This window comes from Pseudarthrobacter sulfonivorans, assembly GCF_031454915.1.
Taxonomy (GTDB): Bacteria; Actinomycetota; Actinomycetes; order Actinomycetales; family Micrococcaceae; genus Arthrobacter; species Arthrobacter sulfonivorans_C.
This window is the reverse complement of sequence record NZ_JAVDRS010000006.1, coordinates 251350-272591: the sequence shown is the minus strand read 5'-3', so window position 1 is coordinate 272591 and position 21242 is coordinate 251350. Positions and strand designations below refer to the sequence as shown.

22 protein-coding genes are annotated in these 21242 nt (G+C 65.3%); 4 read left to right on the top strand and 18 right to left on the bottom strand.

The annotated features are described in order from the left end of the window. Nucleotides 1–12 precede the first annotated feature (12 nt). Nucleotides 13–960, bottom strand: a complete 948-nt coding sequence (locus J2808_RS15175; RefSeq protein WP_309818250.1) for a cation diffusion facilitator family transporter — start codon at nt 958–960, stop codon at nt 13–15. Nucleotides 961–1163: 203 nt separating this feature from the next. Here J2808_RS15175 and J2808_RS15170 point away from each other — a divergent pair, with 203 nt between their 5' ends. After that, nucleotides 1164–1439: a GlsB/YeaQ/YmgE family stress response membrane protein gene (locus J2808_RS15170; protein ID WP_309818249.1), complete on the top strand. Its 276-nt coding sequence runs from the start codon at nt 1164–1166 to the stop codon at nt 1437–1439. Nucleotides 1440–1533: 94 nt separating this feature from the next. Here J2808_RS15170 and J2808_RS15165 read toward each other — a convergent pair whose 3' ends face one another. The 4 genes from J2808_RS15165 to infC all read right to left on the bottom strand — a co-directional run bounded on the left by J2808_RS15165 (nt 1534) and on the right by infC (nt 4406). Next, on the bottom strand, nt 1534–2460 hold the full coding sequence (locus J2808_RS15165) for a TrmH family RNA methyltransferase (protein ID WP_309818247.1): 927 nt from the start codon (nt 2458–2460) through the stop codon (nt 1534–1536). Between the two features lie 50 nt (nt 2461–2510). Further along, nucleotides 2511–2894: a 50S ribosomal protein L20 gene (gene rplT, locus J2808_RS15160; RefSeq protein WP_164201051.1), complete on the bottom strand. Its 384-nt coding sequence runs from the start codon at nt 2892–2894 to the stop codon at nt 2511–2513. Nucleotides 2895–3010: 116 nt separating this feature from the next. Then, entirely contained in the window at nt 3011–3205 is a 195-nt protein-coding gene (gene rpmI / locus J2808_RS15155; RefSeq protein WP_009358635.1) for a 50S ribosomal protein L35, read from the bottom strand. A gap of 115 nt (nt 3206–3320) precedes the next feature. After that, nucleotides 3321–4406 (bottom strand): translation initiation factor IF-3, encoded by a 1086-nt coding sequence (infC, locus tag J2808_RS15150; protein WP_397428065.1) that lies wholly within the window; start codon nt 4404–4406, stop codon nt 3321–3323. 388 nt (nt 4407–4794) lie between these two features. Between infC and J2808_RS15145 the strand changes: the two genes are divergently transcribed. Then, on the top strand, nt 4795–5181 hold the full coding sequence (locus J2808_RS15145) for a DUF1844 domain-containing protein (protein ID WP_309818171.1): 387 nt from the start codon (nt 4795–4797) through the stop codon (nt 5179–5181). 211 nt (nt 5182–5392) lie between these two features. On the opposite strand, the gene J2808_RS15140 is transcribed toward J2808_RS15145, so the two are convergent. From J2808_RS15140 to J2808_RS15105, 8 genes are all read right to left on the bottom strand, one after another. After that, on the bottom strand, nt 5393–6709 hold the full coding sequence (locus J2808_RS15140; RefSeq protein ID WP_309818170.1) for an MFS transporter: 1317 nt from the start codon (nt 6707–6709) through the stop codon (nt 5393–5395). Between the two features lie 58 nt (nt 6710–6767). After that, nucleotides 6768–7664 (bottom strand): SseB family protein, encoded by an 897-nt coding sequence (locus tag J2808_RS15135; protein ID WP_309818168.1) that lies wholly within the window; start codon nt 7662–7664, stop codon nt 6768–6770. 8 nt (nt 7665–7672) lie between these two features. Continuing rightward, the gene (gene priA, locus J2808_RS15130; RefSeq protein WP_309818166.1) at nt 7673–8419 is read right to left on the bottom strand and encodes a bifunctional 1-(5-phosphoribosyl)-5-((5-phosphoribosylamino)methylideneamino)imidazole-4-carboxamide isomerase/phosphoribosylanthranilate isomerase PriA; all 747 of its coding nucleotides are present in this window, start codon (nt 8417–8419) and stop codon (nt 7673–7675) included. A gap of 55 nt (nt 8420–8474) precedes the next feature. Further along, nucleotides 8475–8633 (bottom strand): hypothetical protein, encoded by a 159-nt coding sequence (locus tag J2808_RS15125; RefSeq protein ID WP_309818164.1) that lies wholly within the window; start codon nt 8631–8633, stop codon nt 8475–8477. Further along, complete coding sequence (hisH, locus tag J2808_RS15120; RefSeq protein ID WP_309818162.1) at nt 8634–9365, bottom strand: imidazole glycerol phosphate synthase subunit HisH; 732 nt, start codon at nt 9363–9365, stop codon at nt 8634–8636. It lies immediately after the preceding gene. Beyond that, nucleotides 9362–9988 carry an imidazoleglycerol-phosphate dehydratase HisB gene (gene hisB / locus J2808_RS15115; RefSeq protein WP_309818161.1) on the bottom strand — a complete coding sequence of 209 codons (627 nt, stop codon included), beginning with the start codon at nt 9986–9988 and terminating at the stop codon, nt 9362–9364. The genes hisH and hisB overlap by 4 nt, the downstream gene beginning before the upstream one ends. A gap of 60 nt (nt 9989–10048) precedes the next feature. Continuing rightward, the gene (locus J2808_RS15110; protein ID WP_309818159.1) at nt 10049–11167 is read right to left on the bottom strand and encodes a histidinol-phosphate transaminase; all 1119 of its coding nucleotides are present in this window, start codon (nt 11165–11167) and stop codon (nt 10049–10051) included. 143 nt (nt 11168–11310) lie between these two features. Beyond that, complete coding sequence (locus J2808_RS15105; RefSeq protein ID WP_397428064.1) at nt 11311–11625, bottom strand: LysM peptidoglycan-binding domain-containing protein; 315 nt, start codon at nt 11623–11625, stop codon at nt 11311–11313. Nucleotides 11626–12137: 512 nt separating this feature from the next. On the opposite strand from J2808_RS15105, the gene lexA reads away from it, so the two are divergent. Then, the gene (lexA, locus tag J2808_RS15100; protein ID WP_309818157.1) at nt 12138–12884 is read left to right on the top strand and encodes a transcriptional repressor LexA; all 747 of its coding nucleotides are present in this window, start codon (nt 12138–12140) and stop codon (nt 12882–12884) included. A 142-nt stretch (nt 12885–13026) separates the two neighbouring features. On the opposite strand, the gene J2808_RS15095 is transcribed toward lexA, so the two are convergent. Both J2808_RS15095 and hflX read right to left on the bottom strand, forming a co-directional pair. Further along, nucleotides 13027–15084, bottom strand: coding sequence for an ATP-dependent DNA helicase (locus J2808_RS15095; protein ID WP_309818155.1), 2058 nt, complete (start codon nt 15082–15084; stop codon nt 13027–13029). Next, nucleotides 15077–16642 carry a GTPase HflX gene (gene hflX / locus J2808_RS15090; protein ID WP_309818154.1) on the bottom strand — a complete coding sequence of 522 codons (1566 nt, stop codon included), beginning with the start codon at nt 16640–16642 and terminating at the stop codon, nt 15077–15079. The genes J2808_RS15095 and hflX overlap by 8 nt, the downstream gene beginning before the upstream one ends. Before the next feature lie 459 nt (nt 16643–17101). Between hflX and J2808_RS15085 the strand changes: the two genes are divergently transcribed. Beyond that, nucleotides 17102–17716, top strand: coding sequence for a class I SAM-dependent methyltransferase (locus tag J2808_RS15085; protein WP_309818152.1), 615 nt, complete (start codon nt 17102–17104; stop codon nt 17714–17716). Here J2808_RS15085 and dapF read toward each other — a convergent pair. From dapF to miaB, 3 genes are all read right to left on the bottom strand, one after another. Continuing rightward, the gene (gene dapF, locus J2808_RS15080) at nt 17697–18641 is read right to left on the bottom strand and encodes a diaminopimelate epimerase (RefSeq protein ID WP_309818150.1); all 945 of its coding nucleotides are present in this window, start codon (nt 18639–18641) and stop codon (nt 17697–17699) included. The two genes, J2808_RS15085 and dapF, sit on opposite strands and share 20 nt — an antisense overlap. Nucleotides 18642–18754: 113 nt before the next feature. Continuing rightward, nucleotides 18755–19651 carry a tRNA (adenosine(37)-N6)-dimethylallyltransferase MiaA gene (miaA, locus tag J2808_RS15075; RefSeq protein ID WP_309818148.1) on the bottom strand — a complete coding sequence of 299 codons (897 nt, stop codon included), beginning with the start codon at nt 19649–19651 and terminating at the stop codon, nt 18755–18757. A gap of 3 nt (nt 19652–19654) precedes the next feature. Then, a complete protein-coding gene (miaB, locus tag J2808_RS15070; protein ID WP_309818145.1) occupies nt 19655–21205 on the bottom strand; it encodes a tRNA (N6-isopentenyl adenosine(37)-C2)-methylthiotransferase MiaB in 1551 nt (516 codons plus the stop codon). Nucleotides 21206–21242: the final 37 nt, after the last annotated feature.

The window sequence follows — 21242 nt, the reverse complement described above, 5'->3', positions numbered from 1 at the left end:
GTCCTGCGGCGCCTAATCCGCTGATACCTGGCCGGGTCCCGGGACGCCGTCACGGTGCAAATCCGGTTCGAGGTAGATGACGCGGGCAATAGGGACAGCCTCACGAATCCTGGACTCGGCGCCGTCAATCGCCGCCGCGATGTCCTTACCACTGTCCGCGGCCCCGACGGAGATCTTCGCCGCCACCAGCAGCTCTTCCGGTCCGAGGTGGAGGGTCTTGAGGTGGATGATGCGGTTGTGTCCCCCCGCTTCGATGGCCGCGCTGATCCGGACGACGTCATCGCGCGTGGCGGACTCGCCAAGCAGCAAGGATTTGGTTTCGATGGCCAGCACCACCGCGATGGCCACCAGCAGCAGGCCGATCATGGCTGTGCCTGCGGCATCCCAGAGCCCATCGCCGGTAATGAGGGTCATGCTCACGCCGACGAGCGCAAAGACCAGGCCGAGAAGCGCACCGAGGTCCTCCAGCAGGATCACTGGCAGCTCAGGCTGCTTGGCGGTCCGCACAAAACTCACCCAACCCTGCTTACCGCGAACGTGGTTGGACTCGATGATCGCTGTCCGGAACGAGAAGGATTCCGCCACGATGGCCCCGAACAGGACGGCCAGCGGAACCCACCAGAAGTCACCTTCAATGGCGTGCGGGTGCTGCAACTTTTCCCACGCTTCGAAAAGCGCGAACAGCCCGCCCACACTGAAAAGCACAATAGAGACGATGAAGGCGTAGATGTAGCGTTCACGGCCATACCCGAAGGGGTGTTTGGCGCTGGCAGCCTTGCGGGCACTTTTCCCGCCGATCAGCAGCAGCAGCTGGTTGCCTGAGTCGGCAACAGAGTGGATGGCTTCGGCCAGCATGGACGAGGAGGCCGTGAGGAAAAATGCAACGAACTTGAGGACGGCGATGGTCAGGTTTGCGGCAAGGGCCGCAACGATCGCCTTGGTACCGCCACTTGCAGCCACGGGGGCTTCTCCTCTTCAGGGTTACGGAAACGAGCATGAATATTCCGCGGCGCCGGCTGGGGTTCCGCCCACAAATACCGTACCTTTCGGGCCGATAAGACACACCTGCGACAGGCACTAAGCCTGCTGACAATGAAGCGCCCTTATGTTAGCTTGAACACTAATCGGGACAATTAAATCCCGACGAATATGAAGGAGGAGACATGGGTTTTCTTGCTTGGATTATTCTCGGCCTCATAGTGGGGGCCATCGTGAAGGCCGTTATGCCCGGCAAGGTCGGCGGCGGCTGGGTAACGAGCCTCGTGCTGGGCGTAGTCGGCGCGATTGTAGGCGGCTGGATTGGCAGCCTCCTGTTCGGCAGGGGCGACCTTGCCTTCTTTGATCTGGGTACCTGGATCCTCGCCATCGTAGGCGGCCTGGTAGTTGCCGGCGTCTATGGCGCCATCACCGGACGCCGCGGGTCAACCCGCGCACCCTGATTACCTCTCATCTCATCTGATTCATACAGCAAGGGCCCCGGAGTAACCGGGGCCCTGCCTTTTTGCGTTGTTCCGGCATGAGCCAGCCGTCGTGCTACCGGGCCCGTTCCTGCTGGGACAGTGCAGCGGACTCCTGCTGCGACCGGGCGCTGGCGTAGAGGCACACGGTTGCCGCTGTACCGAGGTTGAGGCTTTCCGCGGCTCCATAGACAGGCACAGCCACCCGATGGTCGGCCAGGGCGAGTTCGGCCTCTGACAGCCCCTGCGCTTCGTTCCCGAAGAGCCACGCGGTTGGCGCCTCCAACTCAAAGACCGATTCGACGGCGGAGGACGCTATGCGACGTGCGGCGTTTTCGTCCTGGAGCGTGTCCAGATTGACGTCACCCTCGCCGTCGGCGGCAAGTATTCCAATCCCCCGTGCCCGGCAGGCGGCTGCCACTGCCTCAATATCGGCGCCCAGGACCACCGGCAGGTGGAACAGGGAACCGGCCGTGGAACGGACCGCCTTAGGGTTATAGATATCAACGCTGGATGCGGTCAGGATGACGGCGTCCGCCCCGGCCGCGTCAGCTGCCCGGAGCACGGTGCCGGCGTTGCCGGGGTCCCGGACCTGGCACAGCACGGCCAGCAGCCGCGGGCGGGCGTCGAGTACCTGCTCAAGGCTCACGTCCAGGAAGCCGCAGACCGCGAGAATGCCCTGTGGGGTGACCGTGTCCGCCATCGCGGCGAGCACCTCGTCAGTGGTGAGGTAAGCGTCGATGCCCTCGGCGAGGGACTCCAGGTCCGGGTGCCGGTCGAGGCACGCCTCGCTCGCGTAAACCTCATAAACGACGCCGGGCTGGCCGGCAGCCACCCTTTTCTGGTGCAGCGTCAGGGCCTCACGGACAGCCTGCGGACCCTCCGCGAGAAACTCGCTGCGCTTTAAACGGGCCGGGCGCCCGGCAAGTTGCGCCACCTTCCTCACCCGATCAGCTCGGGGATTGGAAAGTGGCAAATCTTGCGGGCGCCCGGTTTCGTTCATATAAGAACCTTAGTGGCTTCAGCCACCAGTCCTCGAACTGCCTTCAGATGCTACTTAGCAGCCGGAGCCGACGTGTCAGCAGGCAGGGAGTCCTTGGCGATCTTCACCAGTGCGGCGAAAGCGTTGGCGTCGGAGACGGCCAGCTCGGCCAGCATACGGCGGTCAACCTCGACCTCAGCGGCCTTCAGGCCCTGGATCAGGCGGTTGTAGGTGAGGCCGTTGGCGCGGGATGCAGCGTTGATGCGCTGGATCCACAGGCGGCGGAAGTCGCCCTTCTTCTTTTTGCGGTCGCCGTAGCTGTACACAAACGAGTGCAGCAGCTGCTCTTTGGCCTTGCGGTAAAGGCGTGAACGCTGTCCACGGTAGCCCTTTGCGCGTTCAAGGATAACCCGGCGCTTCTTGTGGGCGTTGACCGCCCTCTTCACACGTGCCACGTGCGTACTCCTTCGAAAATCTGATCCCAAGCATCTACTGCCGGAAAACCGGCTGGCCTGAGAAGCCTTTTGGTAGTTGACTGCTGCCAGGTGGCATCAGTCAGAGAACTTGGAACTTAGATGCCGAGCATCTTCCGGATGACCTTTGCGTCACCCTTGAAGACGATCTTGTCGCCGGCGAGACGACGGGTCAGCCTGGAGGACTTGTGCTCCAGGTAGTGGCGGCGGTTGGCCTGCTGGCGGCGCAGCTTGCCACTACCGGTCAGCTTGAAGCGCTTCTTAGCACCACTGTGGGTCTTCATCTTCGGCATGGGAACCGATCTCCTTACGTGTCCACAGACATTGTCTGCAGTTCTTTCGAGCAGCCACCCCTGCAGGCGGCATGCTGGTTGCGTACTGCGGGAGGAAACCTTCCGCAGTTTTGAACTAGGTAGTCTTTTTGCCGGCCGGCTTCGGAGCTGCCTTGGGGGCAGGCCTCGCAGCAGGCTTCGGAGCCGCAGGCCGGGCTACCGGCTTGGGCATCGGTACCGGCGGCCTCGGAGCTGCCGGAGCCGGGGCCGGAGCGGCTGCCTTGACTGCTTCAGCGGGCTTGGCCTCGGGTGCCTTGGCGGGCGCCGGGGCTGCCTTGGGGGCCTCCCGCTTGGGAGCAGCGGTCTTCGGGGCAGCCTGCTTGGGCGCCTCCTCTGCAGCGGCTTCCTTCGCCGGAGTTTCCTTGGCAGCAGCTTCCTTTTCAGGGGCTGCCTTGACGGGAGCTTCCTTTGCAGGGGCTTCGGCGGCAGGAGCAGCAACGGGTGCCTCGGCTGCTTCAGCCGTGACGGGCGCTGCCGTCTCCGGAGCCTCCGTCTCAGTGGCCTCAGCCTCCGGCGCAGCCGTTTCCGGCTCCGTGGTGATGGCGAACCCTTCCGGCAGAAGGTCAGCCAGCGACTGGGTCAGCGGCGCCTGGTCGTCACCGGTGACATCAATGCGGCCCGAAGCCTTGGCTTCGTTCTGCGCCTTGGCTTCCGCGCGCTGTGATGCGCGGCGCGCCTCAGCCTTGGCCTCAGCCTTGTTCTTCAGAGGACCAACGACCATCACCATGTTGCGGCCATCAATGCGCGGGCTGGACTCAACAACGCCCACCTCGGCGACGTCGTCAGCGAAACGCTGGAGCAGGCGGATGCCCATCTCCGGACGCTGCTGCTCGCGGCCACGGAACTGGATCATGGCCTTGACCTTGTCACCTGCACCGAGGAAGCGAAGCGCGTGGCCGCGCTTGGTCTCGTAGTCGTGGGTGTCGATCTTCAGACGGAAGCGGATTTCCTTCAGAACCGTGTTGGTCTGGTTCTTCCGGGCTTCACGTGCCTTGACTGCGGCCTCGTACTTGTACTTGCCGAAGTCCATCAGCTTGCACACCGGAGGCTTGGCCTGCGGCGCAACTTCAACGAGATCAAGATCGGATTCGGCAGCCAAACGCAGGGCATCCTCAATACGGACGACTCCTACCTGTTCACCTGCAGGGCCGACCAGCCGCACCTCGGGGACGCGGATACGCTCATTGATTCTTGGCTCGCTAATGTTAAAGCTCCTGTGATTGAAATGGTATTCCACCGGCAAATAGAGAAGGCCCCCAATTGCCGGAGCAATCGAAGGCCTCAATGATCGGATACACGGGCCCCTGAAAAGAGGCGGTGCGCAGTCCCTCGGGCGTAACGCCTGATGAACTGTCCGACCGTTACCCGGCAACCTTGCTTCCCTGGAATGACTTCCGGTGGGAAAACGGCTGACGCGGGTGGGAGAGAACTCCGCTTGCAAACTGCATGCCATTCTACAGAAAAAATCCCTCACGACGCAGCGTGGCGCCGGCGGGACTTCAACATAGCAAAATAACGACATTCAGTCGGTCTGTGACAAGCTTACCAGTATGAGTACCCCAGACAGCAATTCACACGTTTTCGAGGCCGCCCCTGCCGAAGCCGATGTGAGCCAGCAAATCCGCGACATCTCCGAGGTGCCGGCCATTGAAGTCATCACCACCGCCGCCGTTCACCTGATGAGTGCAGCAGCAGTCAAGCTTGGCCTCGCCGCCGAGGACAACGCTGAGGAACTGAAGGACCTGGACGAAGCCCGCAAGCTCATCACCGCCCTCGCCGGCCTGGTAACAGCGGCTGCCCCCGAAATCGGCTCCCAGCACGCCGGACCGTTGCGCGACGGCCTGCGGTCGCTGCAGCTTGCCTTCCGCGAAGAATCTGTCATTCAGGACGCCCCGGGCAAGGGCCCCGGCGAGAAGTACACGGGCGCGGTCAACTGACAGGCCCTGCAACTCCATAAATTAATGACGACGACGGCGGGCGGACCAGTGCGGTCCGCCCGCCGTCGTCGTTTATTAAGGCAGACCCCCGCACCTTCGGGACGCCCCTTCAGCGCGCACGCCGGCAACATTTCTCATCGATTGCTCTGTAACCGCCGTTTTGACGGTTCTAAAGGGCAGATATGGAGCAATCGACGGGGAGGAATGGTGTTCAGACGCCCACCCGGCGGCGCCGCCGCACGGCCTGGAGCAGCAGTCCTACCAGGCAGAGCACAACGCCAGCCGCCCCCACAGCCACAAACCCGCCGGAGGGTCCTGTCCCGTCGATGAAGACGCCCGCAAGGGGCGCCCCGAGCGCCACGCCCGCGGTAAGCGCTGAGCCGTACCAGCCCATCGCCTCGCCGCGGCGCTCCTCAGCCACCAGGTCAGCCACTTTTTCGGAGGCCGATGACAGCACCGGTGCGCACAGGAGTCCCGGAAGGATAGAGACAAAGGCCAGGGTCCAGGTGTCGTGAGCGAAACCCATCGGGATGGTCAGGGCAGCCATGCCCAGCAGCAGCAGAATCGGCGACACCGGCCGGTGCATGGCGCCGTACACCAGTCCGCCGATCACTGACGCGGCGCACCAGAAGAGGAACACAATGCCGATTTCGCTTTGGTGCCCGCCCGTCTCCAGGGCGGCAACAATCCCGACGTCGGTGCCGCTGAGGACCATGCCCGTTCCCGCCGCCACCGCGAAGACAGCCGCGACGGTAGCCGTGAACCACGCAAAGTTGTGGGCCACCCTGCCTCGCAGGCCCGCCTGACCGTCTCCGGCCCCGGCGGCACCGGCGGCACCGGCGGGTACAAGGTCCGCCGCGGCCTCCTGGAGGTGGGCCGGAGCCGCGGAAACAACTGCGACTTCGGCCGCGTGGCGCTGGTCCGCCTCGCCTTCCTCGGTTTGTGTTGCCCTGCGGGTGGGCGGGTTGAACCAGATGAGGAACAGCCCGGCCAGGGACGTGGAGACGCCCACCACGGTGAGGCCCAGGACGGTGAAGCCGCTGGTGGCCACGACGGCTCCGGCTGCAGGCCCGATCATGAACACCATCTCGGTGGCGATCGAGTCCAGCGCAAAAGCGGTCCGCCGCTGGTCGCCGTCCGCAAGGATGCCGAGGGACTGGCGGATCACGCTGAAAATCGGGAGGGTCAGCAGGCCGCCGATAAAGACCAGCGGCAGTAGCCATTCATAGCTGACGTGCGGGACCACGGACCAGATCACCGCTTCGGATACCACCGACGGGATGAGGGCCCTGCGCAGGCCAACGGTGTCCACCCGCCTGCCACGCCACGGTGCTCCCACGGCGATGCCGATGGTCATCACTGCCGCGGCTGCACCGGCGGCGGCATAGCCCTTATCGAGGGTAAGGACGATGTGCAGGGTCAGCAGGACTCCCGCGGCCGAGTGGGGGATGCGGGCCACCATACCCACGAACAGGAGCCGCCTGATGGGCTGGACGGCGAGCAACTCCCGGTAAAGAGCGAAATTCACGGAAAATCCTTTGGGTCTGCCGCGGGCAGCCCGAGGGGTCCTCCCCGCTGACCGTCAGCTACTGAACTGCGCGCCGCAACTTGATTTCGATCGAGTCGACACGCTCCCCAAACAATACATTCCGCGACCAGGCAGCCTGCAGTCCGGACACCAGATCCTGCACCGCGGCCGCATCGAGGCCGTCCTCGAGGTAAAGCACCACCTGCAGTTCCGGTCCGGCGCCACCGCCGGAGAGCACGGCTCCCCCGCCGGTGACGGCTGAGACGCCGGAGCCGGGGAGGAGTTCGATGTTCCGGACTGCCCGAAATCCAGCCACAGCCGCGGCCATTTCGGATGCCAGTGCGGCGTCGCTGTAGGAAGGAACCCAGTCCTGCTGCTGTGCCAGCGCCCAGACGGCCGGCCGCCGGACCACCAAGGTGATCTCCGATCCGGGATCGAGCACCAGCAGCTCGGCTCCCTCGGCCACGGCTGAGAGGGCGGCCCGGGCAGCGTACACGGCAACGGGGCGGGCTTCCGGATGCCAGGCGGCCAGGTGATCCGCTGAGGTGAAGGCGGGCATGGCCGTCCGGCCGTCGGCGGCCTTCAGGGTGACCAGGGCCATGTCGGCCTGCTTGTCCGCTGTCAGGCCGTCCACACCCTCCGCCTCCGCGCCGAGCTGGGCGATGATGGGGATAAAGACCCGGGCGGTTGCGAGTGAAGCCACTACGGCCGCTTCGTCGCCGCTGCCGTCAACCAACGCCCTGACGGCGGTGAGGTAGCCGGGGTCGGCCGTTCCGTCGTCGTCTTCGAAGTTGTGGATCTTGCCGTCATCCCCGGCCAGGCTCCTGCCCTCCCAAGGTTGTCCGGCCGAATCCGCCGGGCCACCTGCGCCGGCGAGGGCGGCGGCGATGTGTCCGGGGAGGTGGCGCGTGGCCGGCTCCCCGGCGGGGGCGTCCGCGTTGTTCGTGCTGTCCACGGGTCCGGCTAGCGGCGTCCGGCGACGTCGAGGGCTTCGGGCAGCGTGAAGGCACCGGCGTAGAGCGCCTTGCCCACAATCGCGCCTTCAACACCCAGCGGCACCAACGACCGGAGCACCTTCAAATCGTCAAGGCTGGAAATACCGCCGGAGGCGACCACCGGCTTGCCGGTCTTCTCCACCATCTGACGCAGCAGTTCCACGTTGGGGCCCTGCAGGGTGCCGTCCTTCGTGACGTCGGTGACAACGTACCGGGAGCACCCGGCCTCTTCGAGGCGGCCCAGGACCTCCCAGAGGTCGCCGCCTTCCTTGGTCCAGCCCCGGCCGGCCAGGGTGGTGCCGCGGACATCAAGTCCGACGGCGATCTTGTCGCCAAAGCGGTCGATGGCCTTGCGCGTCCATTCCGGGTTCTCCAGGGCCGCGGTCCCAAGGTTGACGCGGGCCACCCCGAGGTCAAGGGCCGCCTCAAGGGACTCGTCGTCCCGGAGCCCGCCGGAGAGCTCTACCTTGATGTCCAGCCGGCCCACTACTTCCCGGAGAAGTTCGGCGTTGGAGCCGCGGCCAAACGCGGCGTCCAGGTCCACCAGGTGCACCCATTCGGCGCCCTGCTGCTGCCAGTTGAGGGCCGCCTCCAGCGGCGTGCCGTAGCTTGTTTCGCTGCCGGCCTCCCCCTGGACCAGCCTGACGGCCTGGCCGTTCACGACGTCGACGGCGGGCAGCAGTTCAAGAACCGGCAAATCGGTTGCGGTGGTCATCTCAAATCCTGTTCGGTGGTGGGGGTGCTGGTGAGGCGGGGCTGGCGGGTGTGGGCTATTCCCCGGTGAGGGTCAGCAGGTATGCGGCGACAAGCGACATTACGGCCAGGACGCAGAAACTGATCTGGGTCCACAGTGGTTTCTGCTGCTGCCTGAAGGCCCAGGCACCGCCCACCAGGAGTCCGGCCAAGCCCATCAGGACGACGGACCACATCTAGGCGTTACCCGCGGCGGCCGGCTTGCGAAGGCCGTCCACCCAATTGCGCAGCAGCCGGGCTCCGGCATCGCCGGATTTCTCCGGGTGGAACTGGGTGGCGCAGAGCGGTCCGTTCTCCACCGCCGCAATAAAGGGGGCGCCATGCTCGGACCAGGTCACGAGCGGCGCGGTCATCCGGGGCTGGATGACATCGAAGTCCCAGTCCTGGACACCGTAGGAGTGGACGAAGTAGAACCGCTGGTCCTCGACGCCCGCGAACAGCTTTGAGCCCTCCGGAACCTGCACAGTATTCCAGCCCATATGCGGCACCACGTCGGCAGGAAGGAGCTCCACCTTGCCGGGCCACTCCCCCATGCCTTCAGCTTCCGTGCCGTGCTCAACTCCGGCTTCGAACATCACCTGCAGGCCCACGCAGATTGCAAGGACGGGCCGGCCGCCGGCCACGCGCCTGCCGATCAGCCGGATTCCGTCCACGGCCTTGAGTTCGCGCATAACGGTTTCAAAGGCACCGACACCGGGCACTACGAGGCCGTCAGCGTTGAGGACATCCTCGGCCTTGGAGCTGAGGAGGACCTCGGCACCGGCCCGCTCGAGGGCCCGCACGGCAGAGCGTACGTTGCCTGAGCCATAATCAAGGACGGTGACGGTGGGCTTGCCTTCGGGCGAAACGGGCTTCTTACCCGTGGACGGATCGATCACCGCACCGTCCCGGAGGATCTGGCCGGTCACAGGGCACCCTTGGTGGAGGGGATGCCCTCCACGCGGGGGTCGGGTTCGACGGCGGCGCGCAGGGCGCGGGCGAAGGCCTTGAACTGGGCTTCGACGATGTGGTGGGGGTCGCGGCCCGCAATGACGTTCATGTGCAGGCAGATGCCGGCGTGCAGGGTAATGGCCTCGAAGACGTGGCGGGTCAGTGACCCGGTGAAGTGGCCGCCGATCAGGTGGTACTCCTGCCCGGCGGGCTCGCCGCCGTGCACGAGGTAGGGACGTCCGGAAACGTCCACCACGGCGTGAGCGAGTGCTTCATCGAGGGGCACGGTGGCCTCGCCGAACCTGCGGATGCCTGCCTTGTTGCCCAGTGCCGTACGCAGGACTTCACCGAAGGTGATGGCGACGTCCTCCACCGTGTGGTGGACGTCAATGTGGATGTCACCGGTGGCCTTGACCGTCATGTCGATGAGCGAGTGCTTGCACAGCGCCGTCAGCATGTGGTCATAGAACGGGACAGACGTGTCGATGTCCGATACACCCGTGCCGTCGAGGTTGATCTCCACGAGCACTGACGACTCACTGGTGGCACGCTCCATGCGGGCGGTCCGTGATTCGGCAGCGTTCGATCCGGTGGAACTCATGGTCATATGTCCTTATAAGCGCAGGAGTGGTGGGGCGCGCAGGGCGCCGGTACTTCAAGTTTAGGCTGGGAGCTTTGCCTGGCGGGCCAGGATGCCCTCCAGGGAGGTCAGGAAGGCTGTGGTCTCCCTCTCAGTCCCCGCCGTGACGCGCAGATGTCCGGGGATTCCGACGTCGCGGATCAGCACGCCCGCATCCAGCAGCTGCTGCCAGACCTCGTGGGGGTTGTCCAGCCCACCGAAGAAGACGTAGTTGGAATCAGAGGCCGCTGGCCGGAGGCCCATCCGCGTCAGCTCCGTGACGATGCGGTCCCGCTGTTCCTTAATGTCGCGGACGTCTGCCATGAGCGCGGTCCGGTGCTGGAGGGCGGCAAGGGCCGTCGCCTGGGTGATGGCGGAGAGGTGGTACGGCAGCCGGACCAGGCGGAGGGCGTCCGTGACCTCAGGCGCGGCGGCCATGTAGCCGAGGCGTGCTCCGGCGAGGGCAAAGGCCTTGCTCATGGTGCGGGAAACAATCAGGCGCTCCCGTCCAGGCAGCAGGGTGAGAGCGCTCGGCGTGCCGTCGTGCGCAAACTCGTGGTACGCCTCGTCAACGATCACGATGGTCTGGCTGGCTTCACCGGCCGCGTAAACGGCTTCCACAACGTCCAGTCCGAGGCCGGTGCCGGTGGGGTTGTTTGGCGAGCAAAGAAACACAACGTTGGGCTGGAGTTCCTTGACCTGCAACGCCGCCGATTCGGCGCTGAGCCCGTAGTCCTCGGCCCGTTGACCCACGATGTAGTCAGTGTCAGTGCCGCTGGCCAGGAGCGGGTACATGGAATACGTGGGCGGGAACCCCAGGGCCTTGCGGCCCGGCCCGCCAAATGCCTGCAGGATCTGCTGGAGGACCTCGTTGGATCCATTGGCTGCCCAGATGTTCGAGGCGCCGAGCCCGTGACCGAGGTATTCGGCCAGGGCTTCCCGGAGGTCGGTGAACTCCCGGTCCGGGTAGCGGTTGAGCCCTGCCGCCGCTTCCGTAACTGCCGCGCTGATGGCGGCCTGTACATCCGCCGGAACGCCATGGGTGTTTTCATTGACGTTCAGCAGGATGGGGACATCCAACTGCGGGGCACCGTATGGGGTCAGTCCGCGGAGATTGGTCCGGAGGGGAAGTCGGTTCAGACGCTCTAGCTGGTCATTCACCTGAACAGTTTAGTTCCGAAGGGGACACCCGGAAAATGTGACGGCACACCGCCGGCTTCTCCCGGCACGTCCGGCCAGCCCTCAGGCCACGCCGGTCCCTGCACATCCAGCCTGTCCCAAACGCCACCGGGTGGTGCGAACCGCTACTGCGTGGGGACGAACAGCTGCTGGCCGGGCACCACTCCGCCGGCGGTGAGGTTGTTCAGCTGCACGATGTCCGCGATGACGTCACGTGGGTCCCGCCCGGGTGCAGCGGCACCGGCGATGGCCCAGAGTGACTGCCCGGCCTGGACTGTCACCGTAACCGTGGGAGTCACGGAAAGGTCAGCAGCGGAATCGGCCGCCTTCGCCGGAGAGGTGAGGAACCCTGCCAACGACAGCAGAATCGCCGCAAGAATCACCAGTGGGATGCCAATGAGCACAATACGGCCCCGGCGGGTTAGACGGAGCGGCGGCAAGGACTCCTTTTGCCGCCCGGACGTTGCGGACTTCAGCGACGGGCCGCTTTGGCGCCCAGCCCCATCGTTCCGCGGCGCCCAATCAGCCCCATGCCCTGACTCAGGCCGCGATGTGAGGTGCTGGACTGAAACGAACTGCGGACGGGTGTCCTGCGAAGCAGATATAGCTGACATGAGATGAGCCCTCCTGGACCATACTGTGCTGCCCGGTGTGCCCTTCGCGTCGCCGACCCTTCCGGCCTGAGCCGTTACAGGATGCGGATATTCGAATCCGAAAGCAACGAGTAGAACACATATTCGAACTTTGCTTCTCCATTTTTAGCACTTATCAACGAATATTGTCGAGACTCGCTAGAACAAATGTTTGAAAAAGCCAAGTGGCTGGCCTACGTTTGGATCAAAGAACAACCACTTCTGTAGTTGATCAGCAGGGTCTGACAATCAATCAGCCCGGGCGTTCCCAGGCACCAGCGGCCGGGCCGAACCGGGGCAACCGAAAGGCATTGGCGAACATGGCAGCACCAGCCGCCGAGGGCAAGGCGACGCCGCAGGGCCGCCCGTCCCAAAGGACCCCCAAGGGGCTCACCGCCCGCCAGAAGAAGATCCTGGAGACCATCCAGCGGTCCGTGAATGACAACGGGTATCCCCCGTCGATGCGGGAAATCGGCGACACCGTGGGTCTGGCGAGTCTTTCCAGCGTCACCCACCAGCTTTCCCAGCTCGAAAAGTTGGGTTACCTCCGTCGGGACCCCAAACGGCCGCGTGCGATGGAAGTCCTGATGCCCCTGACGCTGGACGGCGGTTCGGCCAAATCCGGTGGCTCAGCTAAACCTGCGGTCCTGCACAGCATCGGTGGAACGGTCACCGAACTTCCGACCGCCATGGACACCGCCATGGTTCCGCTGGTTGGCAGGATCGCTGCCGGCGGACCGATTCTTGCAGATCAGGTAGTAGAAGATGTCATGCCGCTGCCCCGCCAGCTGGTCGGGCAGGGCGAGCTGTTCATGCTGCGGGTTGCCGGCGACTCCATGGTGGACGCTGCCATCTGCGACGGCGACTGGGTAGTTGTACGCCGGCAGGCGGTCGCCGCCAATGGGGACATCGTTGCGGCCCTGTTGGACGACGAAGCCACCGTGAAGACGTTCCGCCAGCGTGACGGCCACACCTGGCTGTTGCCGCAGAACACCCAATACGAGCCGATCCTTGGCGACCACGCCACCATCATGGGCAAGGTCGTCTCAGTCCTCCGGTCGCTGTAAAATCTGTCACCGCCAGACCGCGGTACCAGCCCACGTGATGCCCGGACTGTAGCGCCTGTGCTGTTGTGAAAAGTGCCACCGTGAAAGGTGCTGTCGTGGACATTGGTGTCACGCGGGATGACAGCGGCCTGCCATGACGCCCTCAGGCGCCCTTCCCTGCCAGCCTTTCGAGTGCCGCAAACGCTGTTTTGCGGTCAGTCGTCGGCCAGAACGGCGGCAGAGCCGCGCGGAGGAACCCGGCGTAGCGCTCCGTGGCGAGCCGTGAATCGAGGACGGCCACCACGCCTCTGTCCCCCGTCGAACGGATCAGCCGGCCTGCACCCTGGGCAAGGCGGATGGCCGCGTGAGTGGCCGACACCGCCATAAAACCGTTCCCACCCGCCTGCGCAACGGCGCGCGAGCGTGCAGTCATCAGCGGATCATCCGGCCGCGGGAACGGAATGCGGTCGATCACCACCAGCCGGCAGGAGCCGCCGGGAACGTCAACCCCCTGCCACAGTGACATGGTGCCGAACAGGCAGGTATCGGGCTCGTCGGCGAATTGCTTGACGAGCGCCGTCATGGTGGAGTCGCCCTGGCAAAGGATGCTGAGCCCCAGCCGCGGGCGCATCGCCTCAGCAGCCTCTTCGGCAGCACGGCGCGACGAAAAGAGACACAGCGCGCCTCCGCCTGACGCGCGGATCAGCGCCTCCAACTCGTCCAAGGATTCGGGTGACACGCCGCGCCCTGGCTTGGGCAGATGCCCGGCCACGTACAGGATTCCCTGTTTTGGATAGTCGAACGGCGAGCCTACATCGATGCCGGTCCAGCTCGGCGCGCCCTCCCCTACCAGCCCCAGGCCCCCGGCGGCGGGTTCGAACGCCGAGCCGATCGCCAGGGTTGCCGAAGTCAGCACCACGGTGTGGCCGGCGAAGAGTCCCTCACGCAGCTTGCCGGCGACGCTGAGCGGCGCAATGTTGATCAAGGCCGGAGCTGTGTCGTCGGGCTGCGCGTAGCCCTGCTGCGGGTCGAAGGAACTGGCACGGGAAAACCACACGACTTCCCGGTTCTCGCGGGCCACGATGAGCCGTTCACAGAGTTCCAGGATCAGCATCAGCCGCGAGCGGGCGAGCTGCCGCCCGCCGTCGGCCGTTTGGCTGCCGTCCCCCTTGGAATCTGACAGGGCGGCCCGGCAGGCTTCCCGCAGCTGGTCCACGCAGTCCAGCTGTTCATCGTTGAGTCCATTGGGCAGCAGCCCGTTCGGGACTCCTGCCAGTGCGAGTTCGAGGTTGGCGGCAGCTGCGTTCAGGGCGTCGACAGTAATGGCGGTGTGCTTCCTCGCGCCGGACGCCGCGGCGTGGATCATCGCCACGGAGAGCTGCCCGGAGACAGCCCCGGTGACCCTGTCCTGGAGTTCGTGGGCCTCGTCCACTACTACAACGTCGTATTCGGGCAGAACGGCCAGGCCTTCGAAAGCGCTGACGGCCAGCATGGCGTGATTGGTGACCACAACGTCGGCCTCGGCCGCATCGTGGCGTGCCAGTTCACTGAAGCACTCTGCGGCCATGGGGCACTTTTGCGCGCCCAGGCATTCCATCGAAGTTACTGAAACCTGCCGCCAGGCGCGGTCCGTGACACCGGGCAGGAGTTCGTCGCGGTCACCGGTAGCGGTTTTTTCCGCCCACTCGCGCAGGCGCACTACTTCCTTTCCCAGCTGCGACGATGGCCCGCCCATGGCAACGGCGAAATGCGGAACGCTTGTGTCCTCGCCGAGGGAGAACAGCTGGCCCTCGGCCGGCTCCTCGGAGGGGAACCCGCCTTCGAGCTTATGCCTGCACACGTAGTTGGAGCGGCCCTTGACCAGGGCCACTTTGACCGGGCGGTCCAGGGCAGGGGTGATGGTCTTGAGCAGCCGGGGTAGGTCCCGGCCCACAATCTGGGTCTGCAATGCAAGGGTTGCGGTGGAAACCAGGGTGGGCTTGTGGCTCACCAGCGAGTGCGCAATGAGCGGGATGAGGTAGGCAAGCGACTTGCCGGTGCCGGTGCCGGCCTGGACCAGGAGGTGGTCACCGGTTTCGATGGCCTTGGCCACCTGCCGTGCCATCTCATGCTGGCCGGCCCGGCTCTGGCCGCCCATCCCCGCGACGGCGCGGTCGAGCAGTTCAATGACGAACTCCTCGCCGGCCGCCTCGGAGATCTCCCCTGCCACCAAATCAGTCATTGCTGACGAAGGATTCCAGTTCAGCCGCGAGGCCCTCGCGGACCATCACCACCGCGCGGGTACCGTGCTCGCCGTGATCCAGGCTGAGGATCTCGGCGTCGGTCTCGTGCAGTTTGCTGATCAGGTCGCCACGGTCGTACGGGATAAGAAGCTCCAGTTTGACGCTGGGCCGCGGAATCCCGTCGCTGATGGCTTTGAGCAACTCGGCGATACCCTGGCCAGTCCGGGCCGACACCACAACGTGGCGCGGCTCGCGCTGCTTAAGGCGCTCCACCACAAACGGATCCGCGGCGTCGGCCTTGTTGAGCACGATGATCTCGGGCACCTTGCGGGCGTCCACCTCACTGAACACCTTGCGGACAGCAGCGATCTGGCCTTCGGGGTCAGGGTGGGACACATCCACTACGTGCAGGATCAGGTCAGCGTCCGCCACTTCCTCCAGCGTGGAGCGGAAGGCCTCCACCAGCTGCGTGGGCAGTGACCGGACGAAACCCACGGTATCGGCCAAGGTGTACCCGAGGCCGTCCGAGGTTTCGGCCTTGCGGACTGTGGGGTCCAGGGTGGCGAAGAGAGCGTTCTCCACCAGCACCCCGGCGTCGGTGAGCCTGTTGAGCAAGGAGGACTTGCCGGCGTTCGTGTACCCGGCGATGGCCACGGACGGCACGGAATTACGACGGCGGTTGGCCCGCTTCGTTTCCCGCGCCGGCTTCATCGCGGCGATCTCCCGCCGCAGCTTGGCCATTCGGGTGCGGATGCGGCGGCGGTCCAGTTCGATCTTCGTTTCACCGGGTCCACGCGAACCCATGCCGGCGCCCGCCCCACCCACCTGGCCACCGGCCTGGCGGGACATCGATTCACCCCAGCCGCGCAGGCGTGGCAGGAGGTATTCGAGCTGCGCCAGTTCCACCTGGGCTTTGCCCTCACGGCTCTTGGCGTGCTGCGCGAAGATGTCCAGGATCAGGGCCGTGCGGTCAATGACCTTGACCTTGACGATGTCCTCAAGTCCACGGCGCTGGGATGGTGCCAGTTCGGCATCAACCACCACGGTGTCAGCGCCGGTGGCCATCACGATTTCCTTGAGTTCAAGGGCCTTTCCGGAACCCAGGAACGTGCCGGGGTCCGGTTTGGCCCGGCGCTGCACCATCCCGTCAAGGACTTCCGAGCCTGCAGTCTCGGCGAGGGCGGCGAGTTCACGGAGGGAATTCTCCGCATCTGCCAGGGTGCCTTCGGACCACAGCCCGGCCAGGACCACACGTTCGAGGCGCAACTGCCGGTATTCGACTTCGGTGACATCTTCGAGTTCGGTGGACAGCCCGGCCACACGCCGCAATGCCCGGCGTTCCTCCAGGTCCTGCTGGTCGCCGTCGTAGCTTGTGTGCTCGTCATCCAGGCGGGAGATGGCCTGGGCCCTGCCAAACACAGCCCTGTCGCCGTCCGTGGCGGTGACGTTCCTGGCCGGGACATCCTTGGCGAGAATCCGGTCGATGACAGCTTGGATTTCCTCGGGACTCATGTCCTGGGCTGCTGGATCGGAACCGGTGTTGGGCTGGCTGGTCATGGTCTCCTTTGAAGATTCGGCATTTTCAGAATAGTGCCGATCGTTGGTCTGTGGTGAAGTATTCGCGCTGGGCTGACGGCTTGCAGTCATCCTGGCCTCCTGGTCTGCTCCGCGCGCCGGCCGAAGCGGCGGCGCGCAGGGTGGGTCCGCATCACTGCTGATGCGTGGAGTGGTGTGGCGCAGGCAAATCTCAGGAAGGGACCGGCACACGGGCTGATCACTCGAGTCTTGCCCTGCGGCAGGACGGGTACAGGAGACCAGTCCTGTGGCGCACATGCGGAAGGCTGGGACCTGCATCGCTGTGGGGCACGGCTTCGGAACGGGCGGCTTTGGAAAGCAGAGGCCCGTGCCGGCTACTCGAAGATCAAGAACATGGGTTCCAGATTAGCAGAACAGGAGGGCGCCGCTTCCCCGTGCCCGTTTCGCTTTGTCCACTGCGGCCAACTAATCTGGCCAGTTATGGAGTCCGCACACTATTTCAGCGCATCGCCCGCCGGGCCGTTCACCCGCAAGCCCCTCACGGTGGAACTGGCCGGCGCGACGCGCACGCTGCAGACCTCCGCGGGGATCTTCAGCCCCGACGGCATCGACAAGGGAACAGCGGTCCTCCTGGATGAAGTCCCGGCTCCTTCACCCACAGGGAACCTCCTGGACATCGGCTGCGGCTGGGGGCCCATCGCGCTGACCCTTGCCCTGCGCGCACCCCATGCAAAGGTCTACGCAGTGGATGTGAATGAACGCTGCATCACGCTGACTAACGAAAACGCGTCACTGCTTGGCCTGGGCAATGTAGCGGCCAGCACTCCCGACGCCGTCGATCCTGACCTGCGGTTCGACACCATCTGGTCCAATCCGCCCATCCGGATCGGCAAGGACGAGCTGCACAGCCTGCTGACGCTGTGGCTCCCCCGCCTGGCGCCGGGCGGCTCAGCCTGGCTGGTGGTGCAGAAGAACCTGGGCTCAGATTCGCTTCAGCGCTGGTTGTCCGCGGAGCTGGATGCCTCGTTCACTGTCACCCGCGAAAGCACCGCGAAGTCCTTCCGGATCCTGCGGGTCAGGAAAGCGTCCCACTAGCCACGATGACCGCGGGGCCACTGAGTTCTACGTGTTCGTGGCCGGCCGCACCGGCGAAGAATTTGACCCCGACAACGCCGCCCGGCACGTTGACCAGCCAGGAGTCCGGCGCCTCGGCCCCCGCCCAATGCCGGATGGCAACCGCGGCGGCGCACGCGCCGGTTCCACAGGACTGGGTCTCGCCGACGCCCCGCTCATGGACGCGCATGGTGACGGAGCCGACTCCGTCGTGGACCAGCGGTTCGGAGGGCACAACGAATTCGACGTTGGTGCCGTTGGCAGGCACGGGATCAACCTTCGGGGCGGCAAAGAGCCTGGTCGCTTCCAGCTCCGAGAGTTCAGCCAGGGCAACCACAGTGTGTGGGTTGCCCATACTGACAGAGAGTGCCGGGCGAGGGACCTCGAGGCCGTCTGCGGTGACGAGGGAATCCATGGCCTTGGCAGTTGCTTCCCCTGGGAAAATGAACTCCCACGGCCCCATGTCCACGGCGTAATTGTCGCCGGTCCGGACTACAGTCTTGACGCCGCCACGCGTACCGATAGTGAGCGATCCGCCGTCGGGCAGGTCAACCAGGCCCTCGGCACGGAGGAAGTGCACAAAAACGCGGACGCCGTTGCCGCACATTTCCGAGAGCGAACCGTCCCCGTTGCGGTAGTCCATGAACCATTCCGCCTCGGGGCTGGTGCCCAGGAGTTCGCGGCCTTCAGAAAGATAGCGGGACGGAACGGCCCTGATGAGGCCGTCCCCGCCGATGCCGCGGTGCCGGTCGCACAGTGCGGCAACCTGCCCGGCGTCGATGGTGTGGATGCCGTCCGGATCAGCGATCAGCACAAAGTCGTTGCCCGTGCCGTGGCCCTTGGAGAAGCGGAGTCCGCCCAGTGTCCGGAAGGTGGGCTCGGCGGTCTCTGCGGGGGTTGCGTCCATGCTCCTAGGTTACCGGGCGGGTTATGAACGGCTAAAACGGCCGACGGCGGCGGCGAGCCTGGCAGTGACGCCAGGGGTGTTGCGGGCGGCAGTTAGCAGGGCTGGCTCCGGTGTCATCCAGCCAGTGCAGCGGCCTGGGCAGCAAGGTCCGGCGTTTGCCAGTCCAGCCAGCTGATGCGGGGATCCGCACGGAACCAGGTGAGCTGCCGCCGGGCGAACTGCCTCGTGGCGACGATGGTGTCCTCTGCTGCCTCAGGAAGGGTTGAGGCGCCGTCGAGCACTTTCAGGAATTGGGCATAGCCCAAGGCGCGGGGTGCGGTTTTGCCGCGGCGCAGTCCCGCCGCGTCCAAACGCCGAACTTCCTCCAGCAGGCCCTTGTCAACCATGCCGTGGACCCTGAGGGCCAGGCGATCACGCAGTACTTCCCGGTCTACCCGCAGCCCGATCTGCACGGCCGGCTGGACGTACTCCCGCCGGGGCATAAAGGAACTGAACGGCCGGCCGGTGAGCTGGTACACCTCGAGCGCCCTGATGATCCGCCGCGCATCGTTGACGCGGCTGGCGGACACAGGGTCCACCTCCCGGAGCCGCGACAGGAGGGCCTCCTGGCCTGCTTCCTCAAGCTCGGCTTCCAGTTCCCGGCGGAGATCCGGGTCGGTGCCCGGGAACTCCAGCACGTCCAGGGCGGCCCGCACGTAGAGTCCCGAGCCGCCGGCCAGAATGGCGCGTTTGCCGCGGGCGTGGATGTCGCTGATGACCTCTCTGGCCTGCTGCTGAAAGTCAGAAACGCTGGCCTCCTGGGTGACATCCAGGGTGTCCAGAAGGTGGTGCGGAACGCCGTGGCGCTCAGCCGGGGTGATCTTGGCGGTGCCTATGTCCATGCCCCGGTAGAACTGCATGGCATCAGCGTTGATCACCTCGCCGTCAAGCTGCAGCGCAAGGCTGACCGCGAGATCAGACTTGCCTGAGCCGGTAGGCCCAACTACCGCGATGACCGGAGGCTCGGACACCGGTCAGCGGCTCCGGACGGGCAACGTGGGCATGCCCAGCGAGACCCCGGTCCGGCCGGCACCGGTGCCGGCGGCGCCTGGTGCGGGCGCTCCGCATGAATCGGCCTGTGACCTGTCCCAGGCATCCCCGGCACGGGAGCGGCGCAGGCTGTAGTCCTGGGGTTCCGGGTCGGCGACGAGGTGGAAGGCTGCGGCCTCGGTGATGGTGACGGTGACCAGGTCTCCGGGCCTGGGTGTCTCGGCACCGGCCGGAACCGAGAAGTGCACCAGGCGCTGGTCCTGCGACCGGCCGGAGAGCCGGTGGGTTTCTTCTGACTTGCGGCCGGACTGGGCCGTGACCATGACCTCCACCCGGCGGCCAAGCTGCCTGGCATTCTCTTCGGCAGCAATCCTGTCCTGCAGGGCCGTGAGGCGCTCGAAGCGTTCCTGCACCACGGCCTTCGGCAGCTGGTCGGGCAGGTCAGCGGCGGGAGTGCCGGGGCGCTTGGAGTACTGGAAAGTGAAAGCAGTGGCGAAGCGGGATTTCGCCACGACATCGAGGGTGGCCTGGAAGTCCTCCTCGGTTTCGCCCGGGAACCCCACAATGATGTCGGTGGAGATGGCGGCGTGCGGGATCTTCTCGCGGACCTTGTCCAGGATGCCCAGGAACTTGGTGGACCGGTAGGACCGCTTCATGTCCTTGAGGACTTTGTCCGACCCCGACTGCAACGGCATGTGCAGCTGCGGCATCACGTTGGGGGTCTCGGCCATAGCGTCAATAACGTCGTCCGTGAAGGCGGCGGGGTGGGGGCTGGTGAAACGTACCCTTTCCAGGCCTTCGATCTCGCCGCACGCGCGAAGGAGCTTCGAAAACGCCTGCCGGTCACCGAATTCCACGCCATAGGAGTTGACGTTCTGACCGAGGAGGGTCACTTCGATTGCACCGTCGTCCACCAGGGCTTGGATCTCGGCCAGGATGTCGCCGGGCCGGCGGTCCTTTTCCTTGCCGCGGAGGGCCGGCACGATGCAGAACGTGCAAGTGTTGTTGCAGCCCACCGAGATGGACACCCAGCCCGAGTAGACCGAGTCACGCTTGGTGGGCAGCGTGGAGGGGAAAACGTCGAGGGACTCGAGGATCTCCAGCTGGGCTTCGTTGTTGTGCCTGGCCCGGTCCAGCAGCGCCGGGAGTGCCCCGACATTGTGGGTGCCGAACACGGCGTCTACCCAGGGAGCCTTCTTGAGGATGGTCTCGCGGTCCTTCTGGGCCAGGCAGCCGCCCACGGCGATCTGCATCCCGGGGTTGGCTGCCTTCACCGGCGCCAGCATGCCCAGGTTGCCGTAGAGCTTGTTGTCCGCGTTTTCACGGACCGCGCAGGTGTTGAACACCACAACGTCGGCCTGCTCCCCATCGGCCGGGACGTAGCCCGCATCCTCGAGCATGCCGGCCATCCGCTCCGAATCGTGGACGTTCATCTGGCAGCCGAAAGTGCGCACCTGGTAGGTGCGGGGCTGTGGCGCGCCAGAGGCTACGGAAGGAATGGTGCCGGATGCGGGGGAAGGAATGGTCAAACTCACCTGTTAAGGGTACCGGCTCGGCGGAGACGCCGTCCCG

Coding starts and splice junctions, on each gene's coding strand:
- J2808_RS15170 (WP_309818249.1), top strand. CDS start 1,164: ATGGGTTTTCTTGCTTGGATTATTCTCGGCCTCATAGTGGGGGCCATC.
- J2808_RS15165 (WP_309818247.1), bottom strand. CDS start 2,460: ATGAACGAAACCGGGCGCCCGCAAGATTTGCCACTTTCCAATCCCCGA.
- rpmI (WP_009358635.1), bottom strand. CDS start 3,205: ATGCCGAAGATGAAGACCCACAGTGGTGCTAAGAAGCGCTTCAAGCTG.
- J2808_RS15145 (WP_309818171.1), top strand. CDS start 4,795: ATGAGTACCCCAGACAGCAATTCACACGTTTTCGAGGCCGCCCCTGCC.
- priA (WP_309818166.1), bottom strand. CDS start 8,419: ATGACCACCGCAACCGATTTGCCGGTTCTTGAACTGCTGCCCGCCGTC.
- J2808_RS15125 (WP_309818164.1), bottom strand. CDS start 8,633: ATGTGGTCCGTCGTCCTGATGGGCTTGGCCGGACTCCTGGTGGGCGGT.
- hisB (WP_309818161.1), bottom strand. CDS start 9,988: ATGAGTTCCACCGGATCGAACGCTGCCGAATCACGGACCGCCCGCATG.
- lexA (WP_309818157.1), top strand. CDS start 12,138: ATGGCAGCACCAGCCGCCGAGGGCAAGGCGACGCCGCAGGGCCGCCCG.
- J2808_RS15095 (WP_309818155.1), bottom strand. CDS start 15,084: ATGACTGATTTGGTGGCAGGGGAGATCTCCGAGGCGGCCGGCGAGGAG.
- hflX (WP_309818154.1), bottom strand. CDS start 16,642: ATGACCAGCCAGCCCAACACCGGTTCCGATCCAGCAGCCCAGGACATG.
- J2808_RS15085 (WP_309818152.1), top strand. CDS start 17,102: ATGGAGTCCGCACACTATTTCAGCGCATCGCCCGCCGGGCCGTTCACC.
- dapF (WP_309818150.1), bottom strand. CDS start 18,641: ATGGACGCAACCCCCGCAGAGACCGCCGAGCCCACCTTCCGGACACTG.